This window comes from Mesorhizobium sp. WSM1343 (assembly GCF_055901535.1).
In genome coordinates, this window is record NZ_CM148370.1 from 2,686,543 (window position 1) to 2,708,508 (window position 21,966).

General features: G+C 64.0%; 21 protein-coding genes. 9 read left to right on the forward strand and 12 right to left on the reverse strand.

All coding sequences use genetic code 11. The features are described 5' to 3' along the window. Positions 1-408 precede the first annotated feature (408 nt). A complete protein-coding gene (locus AC0NIL_RS12925) occupies positions 409-663 on the forward strand; it encodes a DUF768 domain-containing protein (protein ID WP_013530335.1) in 255 nt (84 codons plus the stop codon). 70 nt (positions 664-733) lie between these two features. Here the strand turns inward: AC0NIL_RS12925 and AC0NIL_RS12930 are convergent, their stop codons facing one another. The 3 genes from AC0NIL_RS12930 to AC0NIL_RS12940 form a co-directional block, all read right to left on the reverse strand. Beyond that, the gene (locus tag AC0NIL_RS12930) at positions 734-1,852 is read right to left on the reverse strand and encodes a DmpA family aminopeptidase (protein ID WP_063170123.1); all 1,119 of its coding nucleotides are present in this window, start codon (positions 1,850-1,852) and stop codon (positions 734-736) included. 4 nt (positions 1,853-1,856) lie between these two features. Then, on the reverse strand, positions 1,857-3,488 hold the full coding sequence (gene xseA, locus AC0NIL_RS12935) for an exodeoxyribonuclease VII large subunit (RefSeq protein WP_063172775.1): 1,632 nt from the start codon (positions 3,486-3,488) through the stop codon (positions 1,857-1,859). An 83-nt stretch (positions 3,489-3,571) separates the two neighbouring features. Further along, positions 3,572-4,528, reverse strand: a complete 957-nt coding sequence (locus AC0NIL_RS12940; RefSeq protein ID WP_013530338.1) for a LysR substrate-binding domain-containing protein — start codon at positions 4,526-4,528, stop codon at positions 3,572-3,574. A gap of 178 nt (positions 4,529-4,706) precedes the next feature. Here AC0NIL_RS12940 and AC0NIL_RS12945 point away from each other — a divergent pair, with 178 nt between their 5' ends. Continuing rightward, the gene (locus AC0NIL_RS12945; RefSeq protein WP_013530339.1) at positions 4,707-4,997 is read left to right on the forward strand and encodes a DUF1127 domain-containing protein; all 291 of its coding nucleotides are present in this window, start codon (positions 4,707-4,709) and stop codon (positions 4,995-4,997) included. A 160-nt stretch (positions 4,998-5,157) separates the two neighbouring features. On the opposite strand, the gene AC0NIL_RS12950 is transcribed toward AC0NIL_RS12945, so the two are convergent. The 4 genes from AC0NIL_RS12950 to AC0NIL_RS12965 form a co-directional block, all read right to left on the reverse strand. After that, entirely contained in the window at positions 5,158-6,204 is a 1,047-nt protein-coding gene (locus tag AC0NIL_RS12950) for a DUF937 domain-containing protein (protein ID WP_024502320.1), read from the reverse strand. A gap of 100 nt (positions 6,205-6,304) precedes the next feature. After that, a complete protein-coding gene (locus AC0NIL_RS12955; RefSeq protein ID WP_013530341.1) occupies positions 6,305-7,678 on the reverse strand; it encodes a glutamate--cysteine ligase in 1,374 nt (457 codons plus the stop codon). Between the two features lie 144 nt (positions 7,679-7,822). Then, on the reverse strand, positions 7,823-8,557 hold the full coding sequence (locus tag AC0NIL_RS12960) for a 16S rRNA (uracil(1498)-N(3))-methyltransferase (protein ID WP_013530342.1): 735 nt from the start codon (positions 8,555-8,557) through the stop codon (positions 7,823-7,825). 31 nt (positions 8,558-8,588) lie between these two features. Beyond that, positions 8,589-9,236 carry a hypothetical protein gene (locus AC0NIL_RS12965; protein ID WP_224675444.1) on the reverse strand — a complete coding sequence of 216 codons (648 nt, stop codon included), beginning with the start codon at positions 9,234-9,236 and terminating at the stop codon, positions 8,589-8,591. A gap of 88 nt (positions 9,237-9,324) precedes the next feature. On the opposite strand from AC0NIL_RS12965, the gene AC0NIL_RS12970 reads away from it, so the two are divergent. Both AC0NIL_RS12970 and AC0NIL_RS12975 read left to right on the forward strand, forming a co-directional pair. After that, positions 9,325-10,023 carry a type 1 glutamine amidotransferase gene (locus AC0NIL_RS12970; RefSeq protein ID WP_473572363.1) on the forward strand — a complete coding sequence of 233 codons (699 nt, stop codon included), beginning with the start codon at positions 9,325-9,327 and terminating at the stop codon, positions 10,021-10,023. 293 nt (positions 10,024-10,316) lie between these two features. Next, positions 10,317-10,448, forward strand: coding sequence for a hypothetical protein (locus tag AC0NIL_RS12975; protein WP_013893872.1), 132 nt, complete (start codon positions 10,317-10,319; stop codon positions 10,446-10,448). Positions 10,449-10,486: 38 nt separating this feature from the next. Here AC0NIL_RS12975 and AC0NIL_RS12980 read toward each other — a convergent pair whose 3' ends face one another. The 3 genes from AC0NIL_RS12980 to AC0NIL_RS12990 are packed head-to-tail and all read right to left on the reverse strand — an operon-like array spanning position 10,487 to position 13,256. Beyond that, a complete protein-coding gene (locus AC0NIL_RS12980; protein WP_063172771.1) occupies positions 10,487-11,260 on the reverse strand; it encodes a metallophosphoesterase in 774 nt (257 codons plus the stop codon). 27 nt (positions 11,261-11,287) lie between these two features. Then, the gene (locus AC0NIL_RS12985; protein ID WP_013530347.1) at positions 11,288-12,433 is read right to left on the reverse strand and encodes an alpha-hydroxy acid oxidase; all 1,146 of its coding nucleotides are present in this window, start codon (positions 12,431-12,433) and stop codon (positions 11,288-11,290) included. A gap of 19 nt (positions 12,434-12,452) precedes the next feature. Further along, a complete protein-coding gene (locus AC0NIL_RS12990; RefSeq protein ID WP_032808722.1) occupies positions 12,453-13,256 on the reverse strand; it encodes an FCD domain-containing protein in 804 nt (267 codons plus the stop codon). 206 nt (positions 13,257-13,462) lie between these two features. On the opposite strand from AC0NIL_RS12990, the gene AC0NIL_RS12995 reads away from it, so the two are divergent. The 4 genes from AC0NIL_RS12995 to glcF all read left to right on the forward strand — a co-directional run bounded on the left by AC0NIL_RS12995 (position 13,463) and on the right by glcF (position 19,175). Further along, complete coding sequence (locus tag AC0NIL_RS12995) at positions 13,463-14,785, forward strand: DUF3422 family protein (protein WP_013530349.1); 1,323 nt, start codon at positions 13,463-13,465, stop codon at positions 14,783-14,785. A gap of 128 nt (positions 14,786-14,913) precedes the next feature. After that, positions 14,914-16,410: an FAD-linked oxidase C-terminal domain-containing protein gene (locus AC0NIL_RS13000; RefSeq protein ID WP_064994790.1), complete on the forward strand. Its 1,497-nt coding sequence runs from the start codon at positions 14,914-14,916 to the stop codon at positions 16,408-16,410. Positions 16,411-16,633: 223 nt separating this feature from the next. Further along, complete coding sequence (locus AC0NIL_RS13005) at positions 16,634-17,839, forward strand: FAD-binding protein (RefSeq protein ID WP_473572361.1); 1,206 nt, start codon at positions 16,634-16,636, stop codon at positions 17,837-17,839. 10 nt (positions 17,840-17,849) lie between these two features. Then, positions 17,850-19,175 carry a glycolate oxidase subunit GlcF gene (gene glcF, locus AC0NIL_RS13010; protein ID WP_473572360.1) on the forward strand — a complete coding sequence of 442 codons (1,326 nt, stop codon included), beginning with the start codon at positions 17,850-17,852 and terminating at the stop codon, positions 19,173-19,175. 18 nt (positions 19,176-19,193) lie between these two features. Here the strand turns inward: glcF and AC0NIL_RS13015 are convergent, their stop codons facing one another. Continuing rightward, entirely contained in the window at positions 19,194-20,114 is a 921-nt protein-coding gene (locus AC0NIL_RS13015; protein WP_473572358.1) for a bifunctional 5,10-methylenetetrahydrofolate dehydrogenase/5,10-methenyltetrahydrofolate cyclohydrolase, read from the reverse strand. A gap of 260 nt (positions 20,115-20,374) precedes the next feature. Beyond that, positions 20,375-21,112, reverse strand: a complete 738-nt coding sequence (locus AC0NIL_RS13020; RefSeq protein WP_127371127.1) for a L,D-transpeptidase — start codon at positions 21,110-21,112, stop codon at positions 20,375-20,377. A gap of 214 nt (positions 21,113-21,326) precedes the next feature. Here AC0NIL_RS13020 and AC0NIL_RS13025 point away from each other — a divergent pair, with 214 nt between their 5' ends. Beyond that, positions 21,327-21,965 carry a DNA-3-methyladenine glycosylase I gene (locus tag AC0NIL_RS13025; protein WP_127385346.1) on the forward strand — a complete coding sequence of 213 codons (639 nt, stop codon included), beginning with the start codon at positions 21,327-21,329 and terminating at the stop codon, positions 21,963-21,965. Position 21,966 lies beyond the last annotated feature (1 nt).

Sequence of the window (21,966 nt, forward strand, 5' to 3'; positions counted from 1 at the left end):
CGGAGCCCTTCGGCGCGGCGGAAAGAAGCAGGATAGCGGGCGGAGTCGACATTGCAGGAGGATGTCACTATATAGCGGCGGCTTCGACCCGCGCGCCCGAGGGCAGCACCTCGAAGCAACTGTGAATGTGTAGTGTTTTGCGCCATCTATTGTGACGGAAATCGGCTCGGAAACCGGAAAAAAGCAAATAGAAACAGTGGCGCAGCGCTGGGTGTGACCCAGCCAACGGTACCGACCCCTCCAGAATCAGAAAATGCCCTTGACCCCTCGATTTCCTATGGCTCTGTGGACCTTGGACGGCATTGGCTTGCCGGCTGACCGCGACTCGGCTGGAATGGGGACATGCATCCTTTGCGGGATGTCGACGTTTATGATTACCAACCGGCTTTGCCGCCAGGGAACAGCAGTATGAGCGAACACGCCATCGAATTCTTGCGGGGATGGATCGGCGAAAAGGTCCATTGCCAATCCTCCCAGGCAAGGATCGACAAGCAGGCCGAAACCTTGGCCAAGGAGTGCGCCGCCGAGGCGGCCGAGGTCGGCATTCCGCTGGAGGATATCCAGGAAGAAGTCGGCGATATCCAGGAACTTATCGCATCCCGGCTTGAGGAAGCGGCCGAGGCCGAAGAAAGCCAGCAGGCCCCCAGAAAAGCCGCGGAATGATCAAAGCCGCCGAATGATCGCATAGCGGCGACATTGTTGCAGCGCGGGCTTCTGGCCCGCGTTTTTGTCTTCAGCCAAAGGTCTCCTTCAGCCACGTCTTCGGCAGCGCCGGCACGAAATTCCCGTCCCGTCCGGTCATATCGTCATTGGCAACCAGCGCGTTGAGGATTGCTTCCTCTACGGTCTGGATCACCGCATCGAAAAACGGATCGATGTCGGTATCGGGAATAAAATCGGCACTGGCGATGCGGCCGGATGGCGCCCGCGCGGCGCTCGCATTGGCGGTCGAGAAGGCGATGAAAATGTCGCCTGAACTGTGATACCCGAAGCCTCCGGTCATGGCGACGCCAAGCGGCACCCGTCGGGCCAGCCGCTTCATCTGATGCGGCAGGAACGGTGCGTCGGTGGCGATGACGGCGATGATCGAACCCTTTTCGGCGCGCGGTGTGCCTTCGCGGACAGCCGGTTCGACGAGTTGCGGCCCGGCGCGCAGGCCGCGAATGGTTATATTGCGCCGTTTGCCAAAATTGGACTGCACGAAGGCGCCGACCGTATAGGCACGGCCGTGCCATTCGACGATGCGCGATGCCGTGCCGGAGCCGGCCTTGAAGCCGAAGGTGATCATGCCGGTGCCGCCGCCGACGCTGCCTTCCTCGATCGGTCCGCCGGCGGCACCGTCGAGGGCCTGCGCAACATGCTCCGACGTCAAATGGTGGCCGTTGATGTCGTTGAGGAAGCCGTCATAGGTCTCCGCCGCCACCGGCAGTCCCCAGCCGCTGTCGAGCGCCGCCGGCAGCACGCTTTGCATCCAGCGCAGCGTGCCGTCGCGGGAAACACCGCAGGAATGCGTGTTGGTGATGGTGATCGGGAAGTTGAAAGCGCCGGTTTCCTCGACGATGTGCGAGCCGGTCAGTTCGCCGTTTCCGTTCTGGCTGAAGATCCCGGCGAAGACCGGGTTGGCGAGGTCGGCAAGCGGCCTGGGCAGGATCGCGGTCACGCCGGTGCGCACCGGTCCCTTGCCAACGACAAGCGCGCCATCGCCCGAGATCAGCGTCGCATAGCCGACCGCGACGCCGGGCACATCGGTGATCGCGTTGAACGGTCCAGGCCGTCCGTCGAAGCCGATGCCGAAATTTCGCGCGCGCGGTTTGCCTGAGGGCGTTGCCAGATGATGCGGATTGTCGGTCATGGTGTCAGAATAGGGATCCCTGATTGCCAGGCTCTTTGGCCTTGGCCGCCGGCTTGGCCACGGCTTTCGGTTTTGCCGTGCCGCTGATTGCCACCGCATCGGCGGTCCCGTCGGCGAACTCGAGCGAAAGCGCCATTCCCGACGCCACGTCGGCAGCCTGCTTGACGACGGCGCCGTCCGCATCTCTCACCAGCGCAAAGCCGCGGGCCAGGACGGCCTTGTGCGACAGCGACGCCATCAACCTGTCGGCCTGGACGACGCGGCCGCGCAGGCGCTCCAGCCTGAGCACCACTGCTTGCGTGCCGCGTCTTGTCAAAGCTGTCAGCAAATCCCTCTGCACGCGTTGCCGCCGTGCCGTCGGCTCGATCGTGATGCGGCCTTGCAGCATGGCCAGTTGCTGCTTGTGCCGCTGCAGCGAAGCCCTGGCACATTTTGGCAATTGATCCGCCGCTCGGTTAAGCTCCGCACGCCGGGCTCTTGCCATCGCACGCAGTGCCCCTTGTGCTCGCAAAAGATTGCGTTCGTTGGTGCGCCGGGCCTCTGCAATGCGCTGCGACAGCATTGCCGGTGTCAGTTTCACGGCAAAAAACCTTGCACGCTTGCGTTCGGTGGAGACCAACAGGCCCCGGCCCAGCCTGGATGTCGCCTCATCGAGGCGCCGGCGCGGCAGCGCCAGCAATTGATCGGGCGAGGGCAGAGCCCGGGCGGCGGCACGGGCGGCCTGCCGCTTGCGCTCGAAATTGCGCAGCACCGCCGCTTTCAGCCGCGCACCGAGGCTGGCAAGCGTTGCCTCGAGGTCGGCCTTCACCGGCACGGCGATTTCGGCCGCGCCTGTCGGTGTCGGCGCCCGCACGTCGGCAACGAGGTCGATCAGCGTCCAGTCGGTCTCGTGGCCGACAGCCGAGATCACCGGAATGCCGGAAGCGGCAACCGCGCGGGCGAGCGCCTCGTCGTTGAACCCCCAGAGGTCTTCGAGGCTGCCGCCGCCACGCGCCACGATCAACAGATCGGGCCGCTGGATGGCGCCATCCCATGCCAGCGCGTTGAAGCCGTTGACCGCGGCAGTCACTTCCGCGCCTGACGTCTCGCCCTGAACACGCACCGGCCAAACCAGGATGTGCAGCGGAAAGCGGTCCTTGATGCGGTGGATGATGTCTCGGATGACGGACCCTGTCGGCGAGGTGACGACGCCGATGACGCGCGGCATGAACGGCAGCAATCGCTTGCGGCCGGTGTCGAACAGACCCTCGGCCTGTAGCCGCCGCTTGCGCTCTTCCAGCAGCGCCATCAGGGCGCCGGCGCCGGCAGGCTCCAGATTGTCGATGACGATCTGGTAGTTGGATTTGCCGGGATAGGTGGTGAGCTTGCCGGTGGCGATCACCTCCATGCCCTCTTCGGGACGGAACTTCAGCCGGCTCATCGTGCCTTTCCACACCACGGCGTCGAGCCGCGCGCGGTCGTCCTTCAGCGCGAAATAGGCATGACCTGAGGAATGCGGCCCGCGATAGCCTGATATCTCGCCACGCACCCGCACATTGCCGAAAACGTCCTCGACCGTGCGCTTCAGCGCGCCGGAAATCTCGCTCACCGTATATTCGGCGGCGTTGGTGCGTGATTCGGATGCTGCTTCGCTCATCCGTCGATTGGGGAACGGTTGGGCGCCCGCGTCAAGGCGGTTGCGTCGGGCCAGCCGTTCATAACCCGCACACCTGGACCTGCCTACCAGCCGGGCAGGATCTGGTTCGGCTTGGTTCGCCGCAGCTTGGTGAAGGCGAGCGCTGCGAAATCGAACGTTCCGGGGTCTTCGCCGACCGGCACGGAGATATTGTCCAGGCTTTCCGAAATATGGCGGGCGAGCGCATCGACGATCTCCGGCCGCGACGTCTGGCCGCGCATGATGCCGATGCGGCAATCGGGCAGGGCGCCGAAGCCGTCGGCTTCGCCCAGCACCCGCATGCCGGGCCTGAGCGCGCATTCCGGCAGCACCGAGATTGCCAGCCCGGAAAGCACCGCTGCGGTGATGACGGTGGCCGAGAAACTGGTGAACAGGATGCGATAGTCGCGGTTCTGCTGGTCGAGCACATCGACCGCGGCGCGCCGCCAGATGCAGTTCGGCCGGCCAAAGGCCATCGGCAGCGTTTCCTGCTCATGCGTCGCATGGTTGGCCGAGGTGACCCACAGCAGCGGTTCACGCCGCACCACCTCCGACTGGCCGCGTACGTCGTTGTGCGTCACCAGCGCGAGGTCGAGATTGCCGCGCTTGATATGCTCGACCAGCCCCGGCGTCGGCTCGCAGATGACGGTGAGTTCGACGCGCGGATTGGAGCGGGTGAACCGGGCCATGATCTCGGGCAAGAAACGATCGGCGTAGTCGTCGGGCGTGCCGATGCGGATCGTGCCTTCGAGCCGCCGGTCGTCGAAGGCCGCCAGGGTCTCGCGGTTGAGATAGAGCAGCCGCCGCGCATAGGAGAGCAGCTTGTCGCCTTCCTCGGTCAGCCTGTTGGTGCGCCCGTCCTTTTCGAACAGCGGCTTGCCGATCCGCTCCTCCAGCCGGCGCATCTGCATCGACACCGCCGACTGGGTCCGGTGCACCTCTTCGGCTGCCCGCGTGAAGCTGCCGGTATCGGCGATCGAGATGAAGGTCTGCAATTGATCGAGATCGAGCGGCGATTTCATCGATATGATCCATCACTGGTGTTGATGGTAAAGATTAGAAACATTCGTTGGATTAATCAATCGGCCGATGGCAAATTGGCATTGTCCACATGAAGGCATGTGAATTGGGACCGGAACGGCCGCTGACGCCAGCGCCGATTGCTTGGTCTCGCCCGTTCGAGTCTGAAGGAGACCGACAATGACCACGTTCGATTTCGCCACCGAGACCTCGCGCATCACCTCGCGTCCGGCCGTTGCGACGCGCGTGGCCAACACCGTCTCCAACATCTACCGCGCCTGGAAAAACCGCCGCGCCTTCTATCGCCTTGGCGAGATGTCGGACGCCGAACTCGCCGATATCGGCCTGACGCGCGCCGACCTGCATGTCGCCATCGACGTGCCGTTTGGCCGCGACCCGACGGCGATGCTGCGCGAGATCGCCAGTGATCGCATCGAAACGATCGAGGATTTCGCTCGCAAGGTGGCCTGATCGGTTGCTTGTTGTTTAGGTTGCCGTGAACCTTTTCAGGGTTCGACGCGACTGACGAGTATGCAGGCTCCCACTCCCTGCCGGATCCCCCCGGCCCGCCTGCACTCTGCCCGGTCCTCCCAGGACCGGGCTTTTCTCTTTCTACCTCAGCGAAGACCGCCTACCGCCGGTCCATGTCCCGCTTAAACTGGTCGAAGATCGTCTCCACGCCCTTCTGGTAGTCGTCACGCTGCTGGGCGCCGGTTTCGAACATCTTGCCGAACAGGTCGTCGAACGGGTTTTTCGGACGGCCGCTCGGATTGGCCTGTGGCTGCGGTGCCTGACGTTGCGGGGGCGCTTGAGGCTGTTGCGGCGCCGGCTGTCCGCCAGGGATGCCGCCTAAGCCACCGCCACCTTGCCGCAGCATCTCCTCGAAGATTTTCCCCAGCGGATTGTCTCCGTAGGGGCTTTGCGTCTGCTGGGGCTGCGGCTGCGCCCGCCCCTGCGGCTGCGGCTGAGGCGCGCCACCGCCGAACATGTCCTGCAGCACCTTGCCGAGCGGATTGTCGCCGTAGGGATTGGGTGCCGGCTGCGTCTGGCTTTGCGGCTGTGGCTGAGCCGCGCCGCCGCCGAACATGTCCTGCAACACCTTGCCGAGCGGGTTGTCCATCGGGTTCTGGGGCGGCGGCGCCTGGCGCGGCTGCGGCGCCGGGGCCTGCATGCCGCCGCCTTGCCGCATCATCTGCTCGATGATCTCGCCGAGCGGATTGTTGCCGCCGCCGCCAAAACCACCGGCGGCCTGCATCTGGTTTGCCGTCTGCTTGAACAGCCCGCCCATGACCATCGAGGCGATCGCCGGCAGCATTTGCTGCAGGATCTGCTGATTGACGCCGCTGGCTTGCGCCGCCTGGCTGGCCACGGCGCGAGACAGATCCTTCGAACCGAACAGGTGCCCGAGAATGCCGTTGCCCTCATCGACGCCTTGCGGCGAGAAGGCCCGGGTTGCGTCCTCGAAATACTTGGCGTGCTGGCCGCTGGCCATCGCCGTCATGAAGGCGCCGAGCCCATAGGGGTCGGCGGTGTTGCGTTGCAGCCCCTGCGAAAAGGCCGGCAGCAATGCAGCGACCGCGGCCTGCGTCTGCTGCATCGAAAGCCCGTATTGCTGGGCAAGGGCCTGCATGCCATTGCCGTTCTGGGCCTGCGTCAGCATGTCGAACAAGGTGGGCATCGGCGTCTCCTCCGGAAATCCTCGCCGAAGAAGCCTAGTTTGTTTCCACTTCCGATTGAAGCGACTTTTGCCGGCCGGTCAGCTTTGCCAAATCCGAGGGTTAATAGGCGTATTCCATGAAAACCGGCTCGATCGAGCCGCCCCAGCGCGTGTGATAGGCCGACAGCATCTCCTCGGCGCTGGTGGTGCCCCGCGCCACCACTTCGTCCAACGTGTTGAGGAAGGAGGTCTCGTCGTAGCCGTCGCGGTTCTTCTTGCCACGGTTCTTCAGTCCCATGCGGGAAATGACCATCACGTCACGCGCGATCTCGCGCAGCGTGGTGTTGCGGAACGGTGCGGAGATGCCTTGTTCCGGCACGGCATTGCGCATCGCCAGCGTTTCTTCATACGTCCAGCTCGAGGTCAGCGCCTCGGCGGCATCGAGTGCGGCCTCATCATAAAGCAATCCGACCCAGAAGGCCGGCAGCGCGCAAATGCGCCGCCATGGCCCGCCATCGGCGCCGCGCATCTCGAGGAAGCGCTTCAGCCGCACATCCGGGAACAGCGTTGACAGATGGTTCGCCCAGTCGCCCATTGTCGGCAGCCCGTCCGGCACTTCATTGCGCGCGGCCCCGGCCATGAACTGGCGGAAGGTGATGTGGGTCATGTCGTGATAGCGGTCGTCGCGGATGACGAAATACATCGGCACGTCGAGCGCCCATTCGACATAGTCGGCGAAACCGAAATCGGGCGAGAAGCAGAATTCGAGCAGGCCCGAGCGCTGGTTGTCGGTGTCACGCCATATGTCGCCGCGCCAGCTCTGCAAGCCGTTCGGGTGGCTTTCGGTGAAAGGCGAATTGGCGAACAAGGCCGTCGACAGCGGCTGCAGCTTCAACGACACCTGCATCTTGCGGCGCATGTCGGCCTCGCTCTCGAAGTCGAGATTCACCTGGATCGTGCAGGTGCGGTACATCATGTCGAGGCCCTTGGTGCCGACCTTGGGCATGTAGCGCGTCATGATCTCGTAGCGCGATTTCGGCATTTTCGGCGTCTCGGCAAGCGACCATTTCGGGCTGCCGCCGAGGCCGAGGAAGCGGATGCCCATCGGTTCGGCGATCTCTCGCACCTGCGCCAGATGGGCATTGCCCTCGCGGCAGGTCTGATGGATCGTCTCCAGAGGTGCGCCGGAAAGCTCGAACTGGCCGCCGGGTTCCAGCGAAATCGCACCCTGGCCGGTCGGTTCGACCAGGCCGATGATGCGGCCGTCATCGACGATCGGGTCCCAGCCGAGCTTTTCCTGCATGCCTTCGAGGATGGCGCGGATGCCACGCTCGCCGCCATAGGGGACCGGTGCATTGCCGTCGACATAGAAGGGGAATTTCTCGTGCTCGGTGCCGATGCGCCATTTGTCGCGCGGCTTGTTGCCTTCGGCCAGGTGCTCGACGAGTTCGTCGACACCTTCGATCGGGCGGAAATCGGTCGTATCGCGCGCCATGATGGTACCCTCAGAGGCGGCCGGATGACCGCCGGCGGTAAATGGACGAAATGTCAGCAGACGATCAAGCGAAAAATCCTGAGCCACAGGTCAACAGGAATTGAACGTTGCTGGAACTCTGCGTCCCTTGCAAGGGATGACGTCTCACCAGTCTCCGACCGTTGCCTGCATCACCGCGAATGCGGCCACCGCCGCCGTATCGGCGCGCAGGATACGCGGGCCGAGCGGAATGGCGGTGACGAAGGGCAGGGCGCGCAGCATCTTGCGCTCGTCGTCGGAAAAGCCACCCTCCGGCCCGACCAGCAGCCCAAGCTTCTTTTCCTTGACCGCCTGCAGCGCGGCCAGCGGATTGTTGGTCGAAGCATCCTCGTCGCAGAAGATCAGCCGTCGCTCTGTGTCCCAGCCGGTCAACAGGCGGTCGAATTTTTCGGCTTCGCGCACCTGAGGCACCGCCAGGATGCCGCATTGCTCGGCGGCTTCGACGACATTGGCGCGCAGGCGATCGATCGACGGCTTGGCCACTTGCGTGTGCTGGGTAATGACCGGCTGCAGGATGCCGGCGCCCATCTCGACCGCCTTCTGCACGAGATAATCGAGCCGGCCCTGCTTCAGCGGCGCAAAGCAGTAGACGAGATCGGGCAGAGGCGGCTGCGGCCGCTGCAGCGCCGACACCTTCAGCCGCACCGCCCTTTTCGTCTTCGCCGATATGGCCGCCGACCACTCGCCGTCGCGGCCATTGAACACCAGGATTTCGGCGCCTTCGCCAAGCCGCAGCACATGCAGGAGATAGTGGCTCTGCTGTTGGCCGGCCTCGAATTCGATGTCCGGCGCGAGATCGTCGGTCACGAACAGACGTTGCATTTTGTAATTGGCGCGCATCGCCGAGGAATGAGCGAGCCGGCCGCCGGCGTCAAGCCTCGGCGGTCGGATGCCACACCGGCCGAAAGCCGTGCCGCAGCACGCAGAGCGTCGTGGCCGGCGTCAGTAGCGAGAGTGTCTTGCTTTTGAGCATGTCGAAATCGTTGGGGTGCTCATATCCCGCAAAGGACCAGCGCAGTGCCTTGCCGCTACGCAGGGCATAAACAGTGCCGCCATCCGCAACCACGACGCCGTCCGGCAGGCCGGCAAGGTCTTCAACCGCAATCACCGGCGGCTTGCCGCCTGACGCCAGCCGCTCCTTGTGCAGCCGCTTGTCGACCATCGGCGCGCGCGGTTCGGCGATGCCGAAGGCTTCGCCGAAGCGGCCGACGAAATCCCTGGCCCGTTCGCGCTGGCAAAAGAAGCAGGGGCGATGCCCGGCCGCCAGTGCGGTCACCTCGTCGAGGAAGAACAGCTCGGTCCAGCCCGCTTTACCGCCCTTCCTGTTGCGGCCCATCGGTTCGCGCCGCACATTTCGGAATTGGCAGACGCAGATGATCCAGGCTTGAAGCGCCCAGCGCTTTTTCTTGAGCGTCTTCGTCTCGGGGTCGTGGATGATGCCGCGATTGCCTGTGAACATGCCGCGATCGGGCACCGCGTGGATGATACCGAACGGATCGACCCGGTTCTGCAGTGGCATAGTTTTCTCTCCGGACACGCATCTTGGCTGCAATGCGAGCGGCATGATATCGCTCGTCGCAGCTTTTTCATGTCAGCAGGGTTTTGCGATGCGGGTGCTGGTGGTCCAGAACTACGACAATACCGGCCTCGGCCAGGTCGGCGCAGCACTTGCGGAAGCGGGCGCCGATCTCGACCTGCGTCTCCCTTACAGGGGCGATCCCCTGCCGGATGACGCGGCCGGGCATGATGCCATGGTGGTGCTCGGCGGGGGCCAGAATGCGCTGGCCGATGATGAGTATCCCTATTTTCCGGCACTGCTCGAACTGACCCGCGACTTTGCCGACAAGGATCGCGCCGTGCTCGGCATCTGCCTGGGCAGCCAGCTCGTCGCTCGTGCCTTTGGTGGCGAGAACCGTATCGGCGGCGCCAATGAGTTCGGTTGGCACGGCGTGTCGCTGACGCCTGACGCCAAGGCCGATCCGGTGCTGGGCGCTCTGCCGGCAAAGTTCCCGATCTTCCAATGGCACGACGACACCTTCGTGTTGCCCGAAAACGCCGTGCGGCTTGCCGGCAACGATCTCGCCGAGAACCAGGCGTTTCGCGTCGGCCGCGCCGTGTACGGTTTCCAGTTTCACTTCGAGGCCGACCGGCCGATGGTCAAGGACTGGAGCGCGTCCTTTGCCCCGACCATCGCTGCGCGCCATCCCGACTGGGCCGGCAAGCTCGATGGCGAAATGGCCCGCAACGGGCCCGATGCGGATGCCGCTGGCCTCGCCATTGCCCGGGCCTGGGTAGCGACCATCTGAGCGTTGGTCTCTCCGTACCCTCCAGCGTGACATAATTGGCACGCGGCGGTGAAACCGCCTGGGGAAAACGGTTTCATTCTTGGCTTGTGTCCGCCCGCCATCCTAGAAGGCGCGCGCTCTGCATCTTCTGTGCAACGGCTATGAACCTTTTGTGTGGCCCGCGCGACACACCGTTGATACAGAACATGCCTAGAAGCGCAAAATCGTCGAAACTTTGAAGCGAATTCTCCGTTTCAACGCATTGGTAACCGCCTGGTGCACAGATGCAGAAAGCTCAACAAGAGATGACCTCCGTGAAAGCAGCGCTTCTGTCCTTTGCCATGTTGTCCGCCATCGTGCTGTGCGGTCTCGGCATCTATGCCGCCGACGCAGCCAACAACCACAACGCCGTCGACGGTTACGGCGTCACCGCCTCGCTGCGCTAAAGCGGGAAGCGTCTTTCGCGTCCTCCGACGCGCGGCGCTCAAGCTTCCTTGATCGTCATTGTCAGGATGCGTTTGTCCGCGCCGTCGACGACGAGCGCGCTCAGCATGCCTGATTGCCAGGCAAGCGTGTCGACATTGACGCGGTTTGCCATCACTTCCGCCTCCGGTACCGGCGTGTGGCCGTGCACCACGATCTTCGGATAGAGGTCGGGGTGGTTGTGGAAGACGTCGCGGATCCAGATCAGATCCTGCGGGTTTTGCTTCTCCAGAGGAATGCCCGGCCTGATGCCGGCATGGCAGAAGAAGAAGTCCCCGAAAGTCACGGAAAACGGCAGCGATCGCAGGAAGTCGATGTGGCTTTGCGGCACGGCCTCGACCAGTGCCTGATGTCCTCTGCGCACGGCCGATTCGGCCTTGCCGAACCACACGCTTGTGCCTTCACTGATCGTTACGCCGTAAGACTGTGCCGTCTGGATGCCGCCGAACCGGATGAAAAGCCCTTCCGGGTCAGGGGTCTTGAGAAAATCGAGAAAGCCGATGTCGTGGTTGCCGGCCAGCATCAGGTGACGAGGGTCTCGCTCTTGCGCTTCGATCAGGAAATCGATGACGCCCTTCGAGTCCGGCCCGCGGTCGACATAGTCGCCAAGATGGATGACGCGCCAGTCGGCAGGCGCCTCCTGCTCGATCTCGGCCCTGATGCGCAGATGCATGGCGGCCAGCAGGTCGAGCCGGCCGTGGACGTCGCCGATCGCATAGAGACGGATGCCGTCCGGCCCATGCGCGTCGAGAAAATGGATGCCGGATTCTGCCAATTCTTCGGTGTCTCCGTGGTCAGGCGGTCACGGGACCTGGCGCCGGAGCTGGTCCTTGCCCATGTCGGTGACAAGACGCTTTCCGCACAGCGCCAGCGTGATGTCCATCTCCTTGCGGATGATTTCCAACGCCTTGGTAACCCCTTCCTTGCCAAGCGCCCCCAGGCCGTAAAGAAACGGCCGGCCTATATAGGTTCCCTTGGCACCGAGGCAAAGCGCCTTCAGGACATCCTGGCCGGAGCGGATGCCGCCATCCATATGCACTTCGATCGTGTCGCCGACCGCGTCGGCAATCTCTTCCAGCACGCCGATCGACGACGACGCACCATCGAGCTGGCGCCCGCCATGGTTGGAAACGATGATCGCGTCGGCGCCGGTCTTGGCCGCCATCAGCGCGTCCTCCTTGTCGAGAATGCCCTTGAGGATCAGCTTGCCGCCCCAGCGCTCCTTGATCCAGGCGACGTCCTTCCACGACAGATGCAGGTCGAACTGCTCCGTCGTCCACGATGCCAGCGAGGCCATGTTGCCGACGCCCTTGGCGTGGCCGACAATGTTGCGGAAGGTCCGCCGCTTGGTGCCGGCCATGGCGGCGCACCAGCGCGGGCGGATGGCCATGTCGACGATGTTGGTCAGCGTCAGCTTGGGTGGCGCCGAAAGCCCGTTGCGGATGTCCTTGTGGCGCTGACCGAGAATCTGCAGGTCGAGCGTCAGCACGAGCGCCGAGCATTTCGCCGCCTTTGCCCTGTCGATCAGGTTGAGCACGAAATCCTTGTCACGCAGCACATAGAGCTGAAACCAGAACGGCTTCGTGGTAACCGAGGCGACATCCTCGATCGAGCAGATGCTCATCGTCGACAAGGTAAACGGCACGCCGAATTCCTCCGCCGCCTGCGCCGCCAGCATCTCGCCATTGGCGTGCTGCATGCCGGTCATGCCGGTTGGCGCCAATGCCACCGGCATAGACACTTTTTCGCCGATCATCGTCGATGCCAGCGAACGGTTGTCCATGTCGACGAGGACGCGCTGGCGGAACTTGATCTTCTGGAAATCCTCTTCGTTGGCCCGATACGTGCTTTCGGTCCACGAACCGGAATCGGCATAGTCGAAGAACATCTTCGGCACACGCCGGCGTGCGAGGTCCTTGAGGTCGGCGATGGTCAGGATCTGGCTCATGGGCTTCCCGTTTCGATAGCTAGGAGCGTTTGCGTGCTGGTTCTGTATCGGTGGCGTCAACGCGCTGTTTCAACCTCAGCCGCGAGACGCGCTGCCAGTCGCCGCTGCGCTCGGCCTCCGCCATCGACCGTTCGACATAGGTGATGTGGTCCATCGCCGCCTGGCGGGCGGTGGCCGGGTCGCCGGCCTTCACCGCCGCATGGATCGCCCGGTGCTGCGCGAGCAGGGCGTCGCGCGCGCCGGGCACGGTGAACACCAGCAGCCGGTTCTGGAACACGCCCTCCGACAGCAGCCGATAACAGGAGCGCAGCGTGTGCAAAAGGATGATGTTGTGCGCGCATTCGCAGATCGCGTGGTGGAACTCGACGTCGATCTCGGCCTCGTCGTCGAAGTCGCCGGTCCGGTGCGCATCGTCCATGCGTGCCATGATCTTATCGAGCAGCGCCATGTCGTCTGGGGTGGCGCGCCGTGCCGCATATTCAGCCGCAACCCCTTCGATCTCGCGGCGGTATTCCAGATAGTCGGTCACTGCCTTGCGGTGCATCGAGATCAGGTCCGTCACCGGTTTGGTGAAGAGCTGGCCGATGACATCGGCGACATGCGTGCCGCCGCCGGGCCTTGTCGTCAAAAGGCCGCGTCCTTCCAGTGCCTTCAGGGCGTCACGCAGGATCGGCCGCGATACGTCGAACTGGCGTGCAAGCTCGCGCTCGCCCGGCAGCCGGTCGCCGGTGCGCAGCACGCCTTCGAGGATGAGGCTCTCGATCTGCTGCACCACCTCGTCGGCGGTGCGCGAATGCTCGATCCTGGAAAAAATGTCGCTCAACAGAATGCCTGGAAGGTGAACCGATGCCGCAGAATAGAGCCTGCCTCGCCAACTGGTCAAATTATTTATCCAATTGACAAAAAGCTGGCCGATTTCCCGCCCGATCCCGTGATCTTCGGCTAACTTTGCCGTTTGCGTCGTCAGGCCATTGGCACTAGAGGGACGCGAGTGCAAGCGGGTTCAAGGAAACCCCCGGGGAACAAGCCGTGTCAGACGACCCGTCCGATCTCGAATTCCAGCCGCGCGCCAAGGGCAGCGTCATGGGCTTTCCCGCGCATGAGGGCCGGCCCGGCGCACTCGGCGAGGTTCATGCCCGGCCGCATCCGCTGATCGAAAAGCCACGCGTCCTGATGCAACTCGCCTTCATGACGGAGGGCGGCTCCGGCGTCGACCACGCGGTGCTTTCCGAACTGTCACGGCGCCTCGGCATCGCCGCGCCCGATCGCCAGGCCCGCCACCATGCCATGAAATGGGGCAAGGGCTCGCTGCGCTGGGAGCGGCACACCGAATTCTCGACCTATTTGTGGGAAGGGCCGCTTTCCGAAAGCGGCAGGACGCAGGAGGACTCACCCTTCGGCAACGGGTTTTCCCCGCCGGGAACCTGCATCTCCGGCATCAGGCTCGAAATCCGCAAATGGACGCAAGCAAGCGAGCAACTGATAGCCGGTTTCGATCCGACCAGCCTGTGCTACTCGCTGGTCGAGCGCGGAAACGCCGCCATCGTCACCGATTTTCGCCAGGATGGCGATGGCCTGACGCGCATGCTGCTGCTCGATCGCGGCTTGACCCCGGCGCGCACCGGCGCGTTGTCACAGCGGCTTATCGACATCGAAACCTATCGGACGCTGGCCATGCTCGGCCTGCCGCTGGCATTGACCTTGTCCGGCCGCGCCCGCCGCATCGAAGACCGGCTGGCGCAGACCACGCTGGAGATGAAGGTCGCCGGGACACGGGACAGCCAGACCTTGCTGGCCGATCTGACCGAACTTGCGGCGGAGCTGGAGGCGGACGCGGCGTCGAGCCTTTACCGTTTCGGCGCCAGCCGCGCCTATGACGGCATCGTCGGCGAACGGCTGGACGCACTCGAGGAAGAGGCTGTGCCCGGCTATGACACATGGCGCGGGTTCCTGCAGCGCCGTGTGGCGCCCGCAATGCGCACCTGCCGCTCGGTCGAGGAGCGGCAGGAAAATCTATCGCGAAAACTGACCCGCGCCACGACGCTGCTGCGCACCTGGGTCGATGTCGAGGTCGAGAAGCAGAACCGCGACCTGCTTGCCTCGATGAACAACCGCGCCCGCCTGCAATTGCGCCTGCAGCAGACCGTCGAGGGGCTCTCTGTCGCCGCCGTCTCCTATTATGTGGTCGGCCTTGTCGGCTATGTCGCCAAGGGCGCCTCGATCTTCGGCCATGCCTTCGCCCCGGAGATCATTACCGCTGCTTCGGTGCCTGTCGCCATCCTGCTGGTCTGGTGGGGCGTGCGCCGCGTGCGCCGGATGCACTCCGAACCCGGCAAGCCGCCCGGCGAATAGCAGCGGCAGATTGCCGCTGCGTAAGCCTGTCTCTGCCTTGAAGTTGGATTCGCCGCCATTACAGGATTTGCACCCAACGCGCTTCACTGGTAAAAGATTTTGACCAGTCAAGCGAAATGAGGCTGCTGATGTCCGGCCTGGCCATGCCGAAACCAGACGATGCCACGATGCGCCGGCGCGACGAGATCGTCGCCGACATGCGCATCATCGTGCCGGGTGAGGGCGTTGTCGACGCCGCCAATTCCATGCGCGCTTTCGAGAGCGACGGCCTGACCGCCTATCGGCAGCTGCCGCTGGTTGTCGTGCTGCCGCAAACGGTGGCGCAGGTTTCGCGCGTGCTGAGATACTGCAACGACCGCAACATCCGCGTCGTGCCGCGCGGCTCCGGCACCTCGCTGTCGGGCGGGGCGCTGCCGCTCGAGGACGCGGTGCTGCTGGTCATGAGCCGTTTCAACCGTATCCTCGGGATCGATTTTCCCAATCGCGTCGTCGTTGCCCAGCCGGGCGTCACCAATCTCGGCATCACCACCGCCGTCGAGCAGGAGGGCTTTTACTACGCCCCCGATCCATCCTCCCAGATCGCCTGCTCGATCGGCGGCAATGTCGCGGAGAATTCCGGCGGCGTGCACTGCCTGAAATACGGCCTCACAGCCAACAATGTGCTCGGCATCGAGATGGTGCTGATGAATGGCGAGGTGGTGCGGCTGGGCGGCAGTCACCTCGATGCGGAAGGCTACGACCTGCTCGGCGTCATGACCGGGTCCGAAGGGCTGCTCGGCGTCGTCACCGAGGTCACCGTGCGCATCCTGAAGAAGCCGGAGACGGCACGTGCACTGCTGATCGGCTTCCCGACCAGCGAGCAGGGCGGCCAGTGCGTTGCCGACATCATCGGCGCCGGCATCATCCCGGGCGGCATGGAGATGATGGACCGGCCGGCGATCCATGCGGCGGAAGATTTCGTTCATGCCGGCTATCCCCTCGATGTCGAGGCGCTGCTGATCGTCGAGCTCGACGGGCCGGGCGTCGAGGTCGATCATCTGATCGGCCTTGTCGAGGCGATCGCCTACAAGAACGGCTCGACCACCTGCCGCATTTCGCAGTCCGAACAGGAACGGCTGAGCTTCTGGGCCGGCCGCAAGGCGGCGTTTCCGGCCGTCGGCCGCATCTCGCCCGACTACTACTGCATGGACGGCACCATCCCGCGCAAGGAGTTGCCGCGCGTGCTCGCCGGCATGCGCGAGCTGTCGGAAAAATACGGTCTCGGCGTCGCCAATGTCTTTCATGCCGGTGACGGCAATCTGCATCCGCTGATCCTCTACGACGCCAACGTACCGGGCGAACTCGACAAGGCCGAAAGTTTCGGCGCCGATATATTGCGGCTCTGCGTCAAGGTCGGCGGCGTCTTGACCGGCGAACACGGTGTGGGCGTGGAGAAGCGCGACCTGATGCCGGAGATGTTCACCCAGATCGATCTCGACCAGCAGATGCGGGTCAAATGCGCCTTCGATCCCAACCATCTGCTCAACCCGGGAAAGGTGTTCCCGCAGCTGCGGCGATGCGCCGAGCTTGGGCGGATGCATGTGCACCGCGGGCAGGTGGCGTTTCCGGACATTCCGAGGTTTTGAGGGTGATGACGGCGCGTGAACACCCCCCTCTGTCCTGCCGGACATCTCCCCCTCAAGGGGGGAGATTGGCAGCTTGCGCGCCTCGCCCTTCCGTCATCATTGAAGATTGGCGAAGCCATATGCGACATCCGATCTCCCCCCTTGAGGGGGAGATGTCCGGCAGGACAGAGGGGGGCGCCAGGGAACTCGGCATATCCGAACTCGCATCTGGCGCGGTCTCTTCATGACCACCTTCACCCCGACCACCCCATCCGAAGTCCTCTCCACCATAGCCTGGGCCGTGGCGGAAGAGGCGCCGCTCGAACTCCTCGGCCATGGCTCCAAGCGTGGCATCGGCCGGCCGCTGCAAACCGAACACACGCTCGACCTGTCGAAATTATCTGACGTCACGCTCTATGAACCGGCTGAACTGGTGCTGTCGGCCAAGGCAGGCACACCGTTGGCCGAGATCGAAAAACTGCTGGCGGAAAACGGCCAGCAGCTCGCTTTCGAGCCGATGGATTACGGCCCGCTGCTTGGTGGCGAACCGGGCAAAGGTACGATCGGCGGTGTGCTCGGCGCTAACCTCTCCGGTCCGCGCCGGCTCAAGGCGGGGGCCGCGCGCGACCATGTCCTGGGCATCAATGTGGTGTCCGGTCGTGGCGAGGCCTTCAAGTCGGGCGGTCGCGTGGTCAAGAACGTCACCGGCTATGACATGTCGAAGCTGATGGCCAACAGCTGGGGCACGCTGGCCGTCTTCACCGACGTCACCTTCAAGGTGCTGCCGGCAGCCGAGACCGAAGTCACGCTCGCCATCCGTAGCCTGCTCGACGATGCCGCGGCCGCCGCCATGGCCCTGGCGCTTGGCTCGAGTGCTGAAGTATCGAGTGCCGCCCACCTGCCGGAGCGGATCGCCGCGCGTGTCGCCAGCGGCAGTCTCGGCAGCGAGGCCGCCACGCTGCTGCGCGTCGAGGGTTTCGGCCCGTCGGTCGCCTACCGCATCGCCGCGCTGAAAACGCTGCTCGGCAATGCCGGCCCGCTGGAGGAGATTGGCGGCGAGGCTTCACGGCTGATCTGGCGCGACGTTCGCGATTGCAGGCCTTTCGCCGACGGCAGCGAGAAGCCGGTCTGGCGCATCTCGATGACGCCTTCTCAGAGCCACCAGATGGTCCAGACGCTGCGCATGCAGGCCGCCGTCAGCGCCTTTTATGACTGGCAGGGCGGACTGGTTTGGCTGCGCATGGAACAGGGCGATCCGGAAGCCGCTCTGCTGCGCGGGCTGTTGAGGAAACATGGCGGCGGCTATGCGACGCTGGTGCGCGCCGCACCCTCGCATCGCGCCGCTCTACCGGTGTTCGAGCCGCAGCCGCCCGCTCTTGCTGCACTATCGGCGCGCCTGAAACAGGAATTCGACCCCAAGAATATCTTCAATCCCGGCCGCATGGCCTAGGACATCAGCGATGCAGACCAATTTTTCGCTTGCCCAGCTTGCCGATCCGCATGTCGCGGAATCGGAAAAGATCCTGCGCAAATGCGTGCATTGCGGCTTCTGCACCGCGACGTGCCCGACCTATGTGACACTCGGCAACGAGCTCGATTCACCGCGCGGGCGCATCTATCTGATCAAGGACATGCTGGAAAACGGCCGTCCGGCCGACAAGCAGATCGTCACCCATATCGATCGCTGCCTGTCGTGCCTTGCCTGCATGACCACCTGCCCGTCGGGCGTCAACTACATGCATCTGGTCGACCATGCCCGCGCCCATATCCAGGAGACCTACAAGCGGCCACTGCTCGACCGCCTGACCCGCGCCATGCTGGCCTTCGTGCTGCCCTATCCCCAGCGCTTTCGCGCCGCGCTCAAGCTGGCGAAGCTGGGCAAACCGTTCATCGGCCTGTTCGACAAGGTTCCGGCGCTGAAGCCGCTCAGTGCGATGCTCAAGCTCGCGCCGGCGTCGATCCCGGCAGCGTCGCCGATGGGCTCGCCGGGCATCCATGCCGGGCAGGGGACCAAAAGGGGCCGCGTCGCCATCCTCACCGGCTGCGCGCAATCGGTGCTCGATCCCGCCATCAACGAGGCGACGATTTCGCTGCTGACACGGCTCGGCGTCGAGGTCTTGGTGCCGCCGGGCGAAGGCTGTTGCGGTGCGCTGGTCCATCATATGGGGCGCGAACAGGCCGCGCTTGCCTCGGCGAGGCAGAATGTCGACGCCTGGACACGCGCCCTCGACCAGGGCGGGCTCGATGCCATCGTCATCACCGCCTCGGGCTGCGGCACGACGATCAAGGACTACGGTTTCATGCTGCGGCTCGACCCGGCCTATGCCGACAAGGCCGCGCGCGTCTCGGCACTGGCCAAGGACGTTACCGAATATCTCTCGACCCTCGACCTGCCCGAACCGGTTCGCAAGCCGGGCACTGTCGTTGCCTATCACTCGGCCTGCTCGATGCAGCACGGCCAGAAGATCACCCGCCAGCCGAAAGAACTGCTGGCCAAGGCCGGCTTCATCGTGCGCGAGCCGCGTGAAGGGCATCTCTGCTGCGGCTCCGCCGGCACCTACAACATCCTGCAGCCCGAGATCTCGGCCAAACTGCGCGACCGCAAGGTGAAAAACATCGAGGCGACGGGGGCTTCGATCGTTGCCACCGGCAACATAGGCTGCATCACGCAAATCGCTTCCGCCGCGAAGATGCCGGTGGTGCACACGATCAAGCTACTCGACTGGGCTTATGGCGGGCCGAGGCCGGAAGGTGTTCTGGAAGAGACCCTGATCGCGGCGGAATAGGACGACCTTGGCGGGCGCTTACTCCGCCGCGAGCCTGTCCGCCGTGCCGTAAGTCGCCTCGTAGAGCGCGCGCTGGCGGCTGAGCGCGACCATGGTGTTGCGCAGCAGGATGGCGACCGTGATCGGGCCGACGCCGCCCGGCACCGGGGTGATCCAGGAGGCGACCTCGCGCACGCTTTCAGTGTCGACGTCGCCGACGATGCGGCTTGAGCCGTCGGGGCCGATTTCGGAATTGATGCCGATGTCGATGACGGCAGCGCCCGGCTTGACCATGTCGGCCTTGATCAGCCGCGGCTTGCCGACGGCGACGAACAGCGCATCGGCGCGCCTTGCATGGGCGGCGACCGATCGCGTCATGTGGTGGCAGACCGTCACCGTCGCGCCCTCGCTCATCAACAGGAAGGCGATCGGCTTGCCGACGATTTCCGAATGGCCGACGATGACGACTTCCAGTCCCTTGAGGTCGAGGCCGGTTTCCTTCAGCAGCTCGACCGAGGCGGCCGCCGTGCAAGGCGCGAGATCGAGCTGGTTGTAGACGATGTTGCCGATCGAGGCCGGATGCATGCCTTCGACATCCTTCAGCGGATGCACCGCCGCTTGCAGCGTCTTGATGGGGATATGCGCTGGCACGGGCCGCTGGATGATGATGCCGGTAACGCGCGGATCGGCATTCAGGCCGTGGATCGCAGCTTCCAATTCGCCTGCCGTGATAGTGGCGGGAAAGCGCCGTTCTTCGAAATCGATGCCGGCGAGCTCAGCCTTGGCGCGCTGGTTGCGCACATAGACGTCCACCGCATCGGTGTCGCCGACGGTGATCGAGATCAGCTTGGGCGGAAAACCCTCGGCTTTGGCGATCGCTGCGTCCTCGCGAACGGCGGCGATGATGCGCTGGGCTACCGGGCCGCCCTTGAGATAACGGCTGTCTTCGGACAGAGGCATGGGTGAACTCTTTTGTGGAACTTGCCACCCAGATAGCAAAAGAACGCGGCAAAGGGCAGCATGAAAGCGAACCGCTATGCCCGTTGCGCGACGCGTGGGTGACCTTTTGCCCTCGATTTCTGCTCAAAACGGAAAGGGCAGCGCGGTTTCCCGTGCTGCCCTTCCTGACCGGCCGCATCCCCATACGGCCCGTCCCCCGTATCCCTAAACTGGCCTCGAAACGCGGACTGCTTTGCCGGCCAGGTGATTCGCAAGGACTATTATATCACCTCGACCGTGGTTCCGACATTGACCCGCTCATAGAGATCGACGACGTCCTCGTTGCGCATGCGGATGCAGCCCGACGACACCGCGCCGCCGATCGTCCACGGCTGGTTGGTGCCATGGATGCGGTATTCGGTGGTGCCGAGGTAGAGCGCACGGGCACCAAGCGGGTTCTCCATGCCGCCGGCAAGATAGGTCGGCAAATAGCGGCCCTTGGCGGCTTCGCGCTTGATCATCTGCGCCGGCGGGCGCCAGTCCGGCCACTCGCGCTTGTTGGTGATCTTGTGCGTACCCGACCATTCGAAGCCCGGCTTGCCGGTGCCGACGCCATAGCGCCTTGCCTTGCCGTTCTTCTCGACCAGGAAGAGGAAATTCTGCGTGGTGTCGATGACGATCGTGCCCGGCTTCTGGCCTCCGTCATAGTCGACTTCCTGCGGCAGGTAGATCGGGTTGATCTGGGGACGCGCGACCATGCGCTTGGCCGGCGGCTGCACCGCCGCCGTCTGCACCCGGTCGGGCTGCGCCGGGCGCAGATGTCGCTGCTGCTGCACCACCTGCCGGTTCTGGCGCACGATGCCGGGCGCATGGCCAAGCTGCAGCACCCAGGGTGCGGAAAGGTCGGGGCTCACCATCACCGGCGGCCTGTCGGCATAGCGGTCGCCGGCGGTTGAGGGTGTGACGCCGGCGGCAAACACAGCCACGGCGCCGAGCACGGGAAACAACACTGTCTTCATCGTAACGCACCTTGATCGTCTGATACAAACGGGTGGAAACGTCCTCCCGGTTCGGCGATCATTGGCGCGCAAGCAGCAACCGAAACATGAATCGGAATGCGTAAAATGCGGCTTTGTCAGTAAACCTTTTGGTGTGGTTACCGCCGGGTTCAGGAATCTGGTAAAGCCGCAGTAAATGCCGCGCAAAAGCGCGTTAACGAACGGATTTTGGCCTATGGACAAGGAAAACACCGGCCTGCTCGCTGGCCCCGACGGTGTCGCGCGCTGCTTCTGGCACGGCAATCTGCCCGACTATCTGCACTACCACGATCATGAATGGGGCCGGCCTGTGGCCGACGACCGCAGGCTGTTCGAAAAGATCTGCCTGGAAGGCTTTCAGTCGGGCCTGTCGTGGCTGACCATACTGCGCAAGCGGGAGAATTTTCGCGAAGCCTTCGCCAATTTCGAATTCGACAAGGTAGCAAGCTTCACCGACAAGGATGTCGAGCGCCTGCTCGGCAATGCCGGCATCATCCGCCATCGCGGCAAGATCGTCTCGACCATCAACAACGCCAGGCGCGCCCGCGAAATGGTGGACGAATTCGGCTCACTGGCCGCCTGGTTCTGGAAGTTTGAACCCGGCAAGGACGAGCGGCCGCAAATCGTCGACCTCGCCCATCTGCGCGCGAACCCGACAACGGCCGTCTCGGTGCGGATCTCGAAGGAGCTGAAGAAGCGCGGCTGGAGCTTTGTCGGCCCGACCACGGTCTACGCTTTCATGCAGGCCATGGGCCTGGTCAACGACCACCTCGAGGGCTGCGCCTGCCGCCAAGAGGTCGAGAAGCAGCGGAAGGCTTTCAGGCGGCCGAAATAGG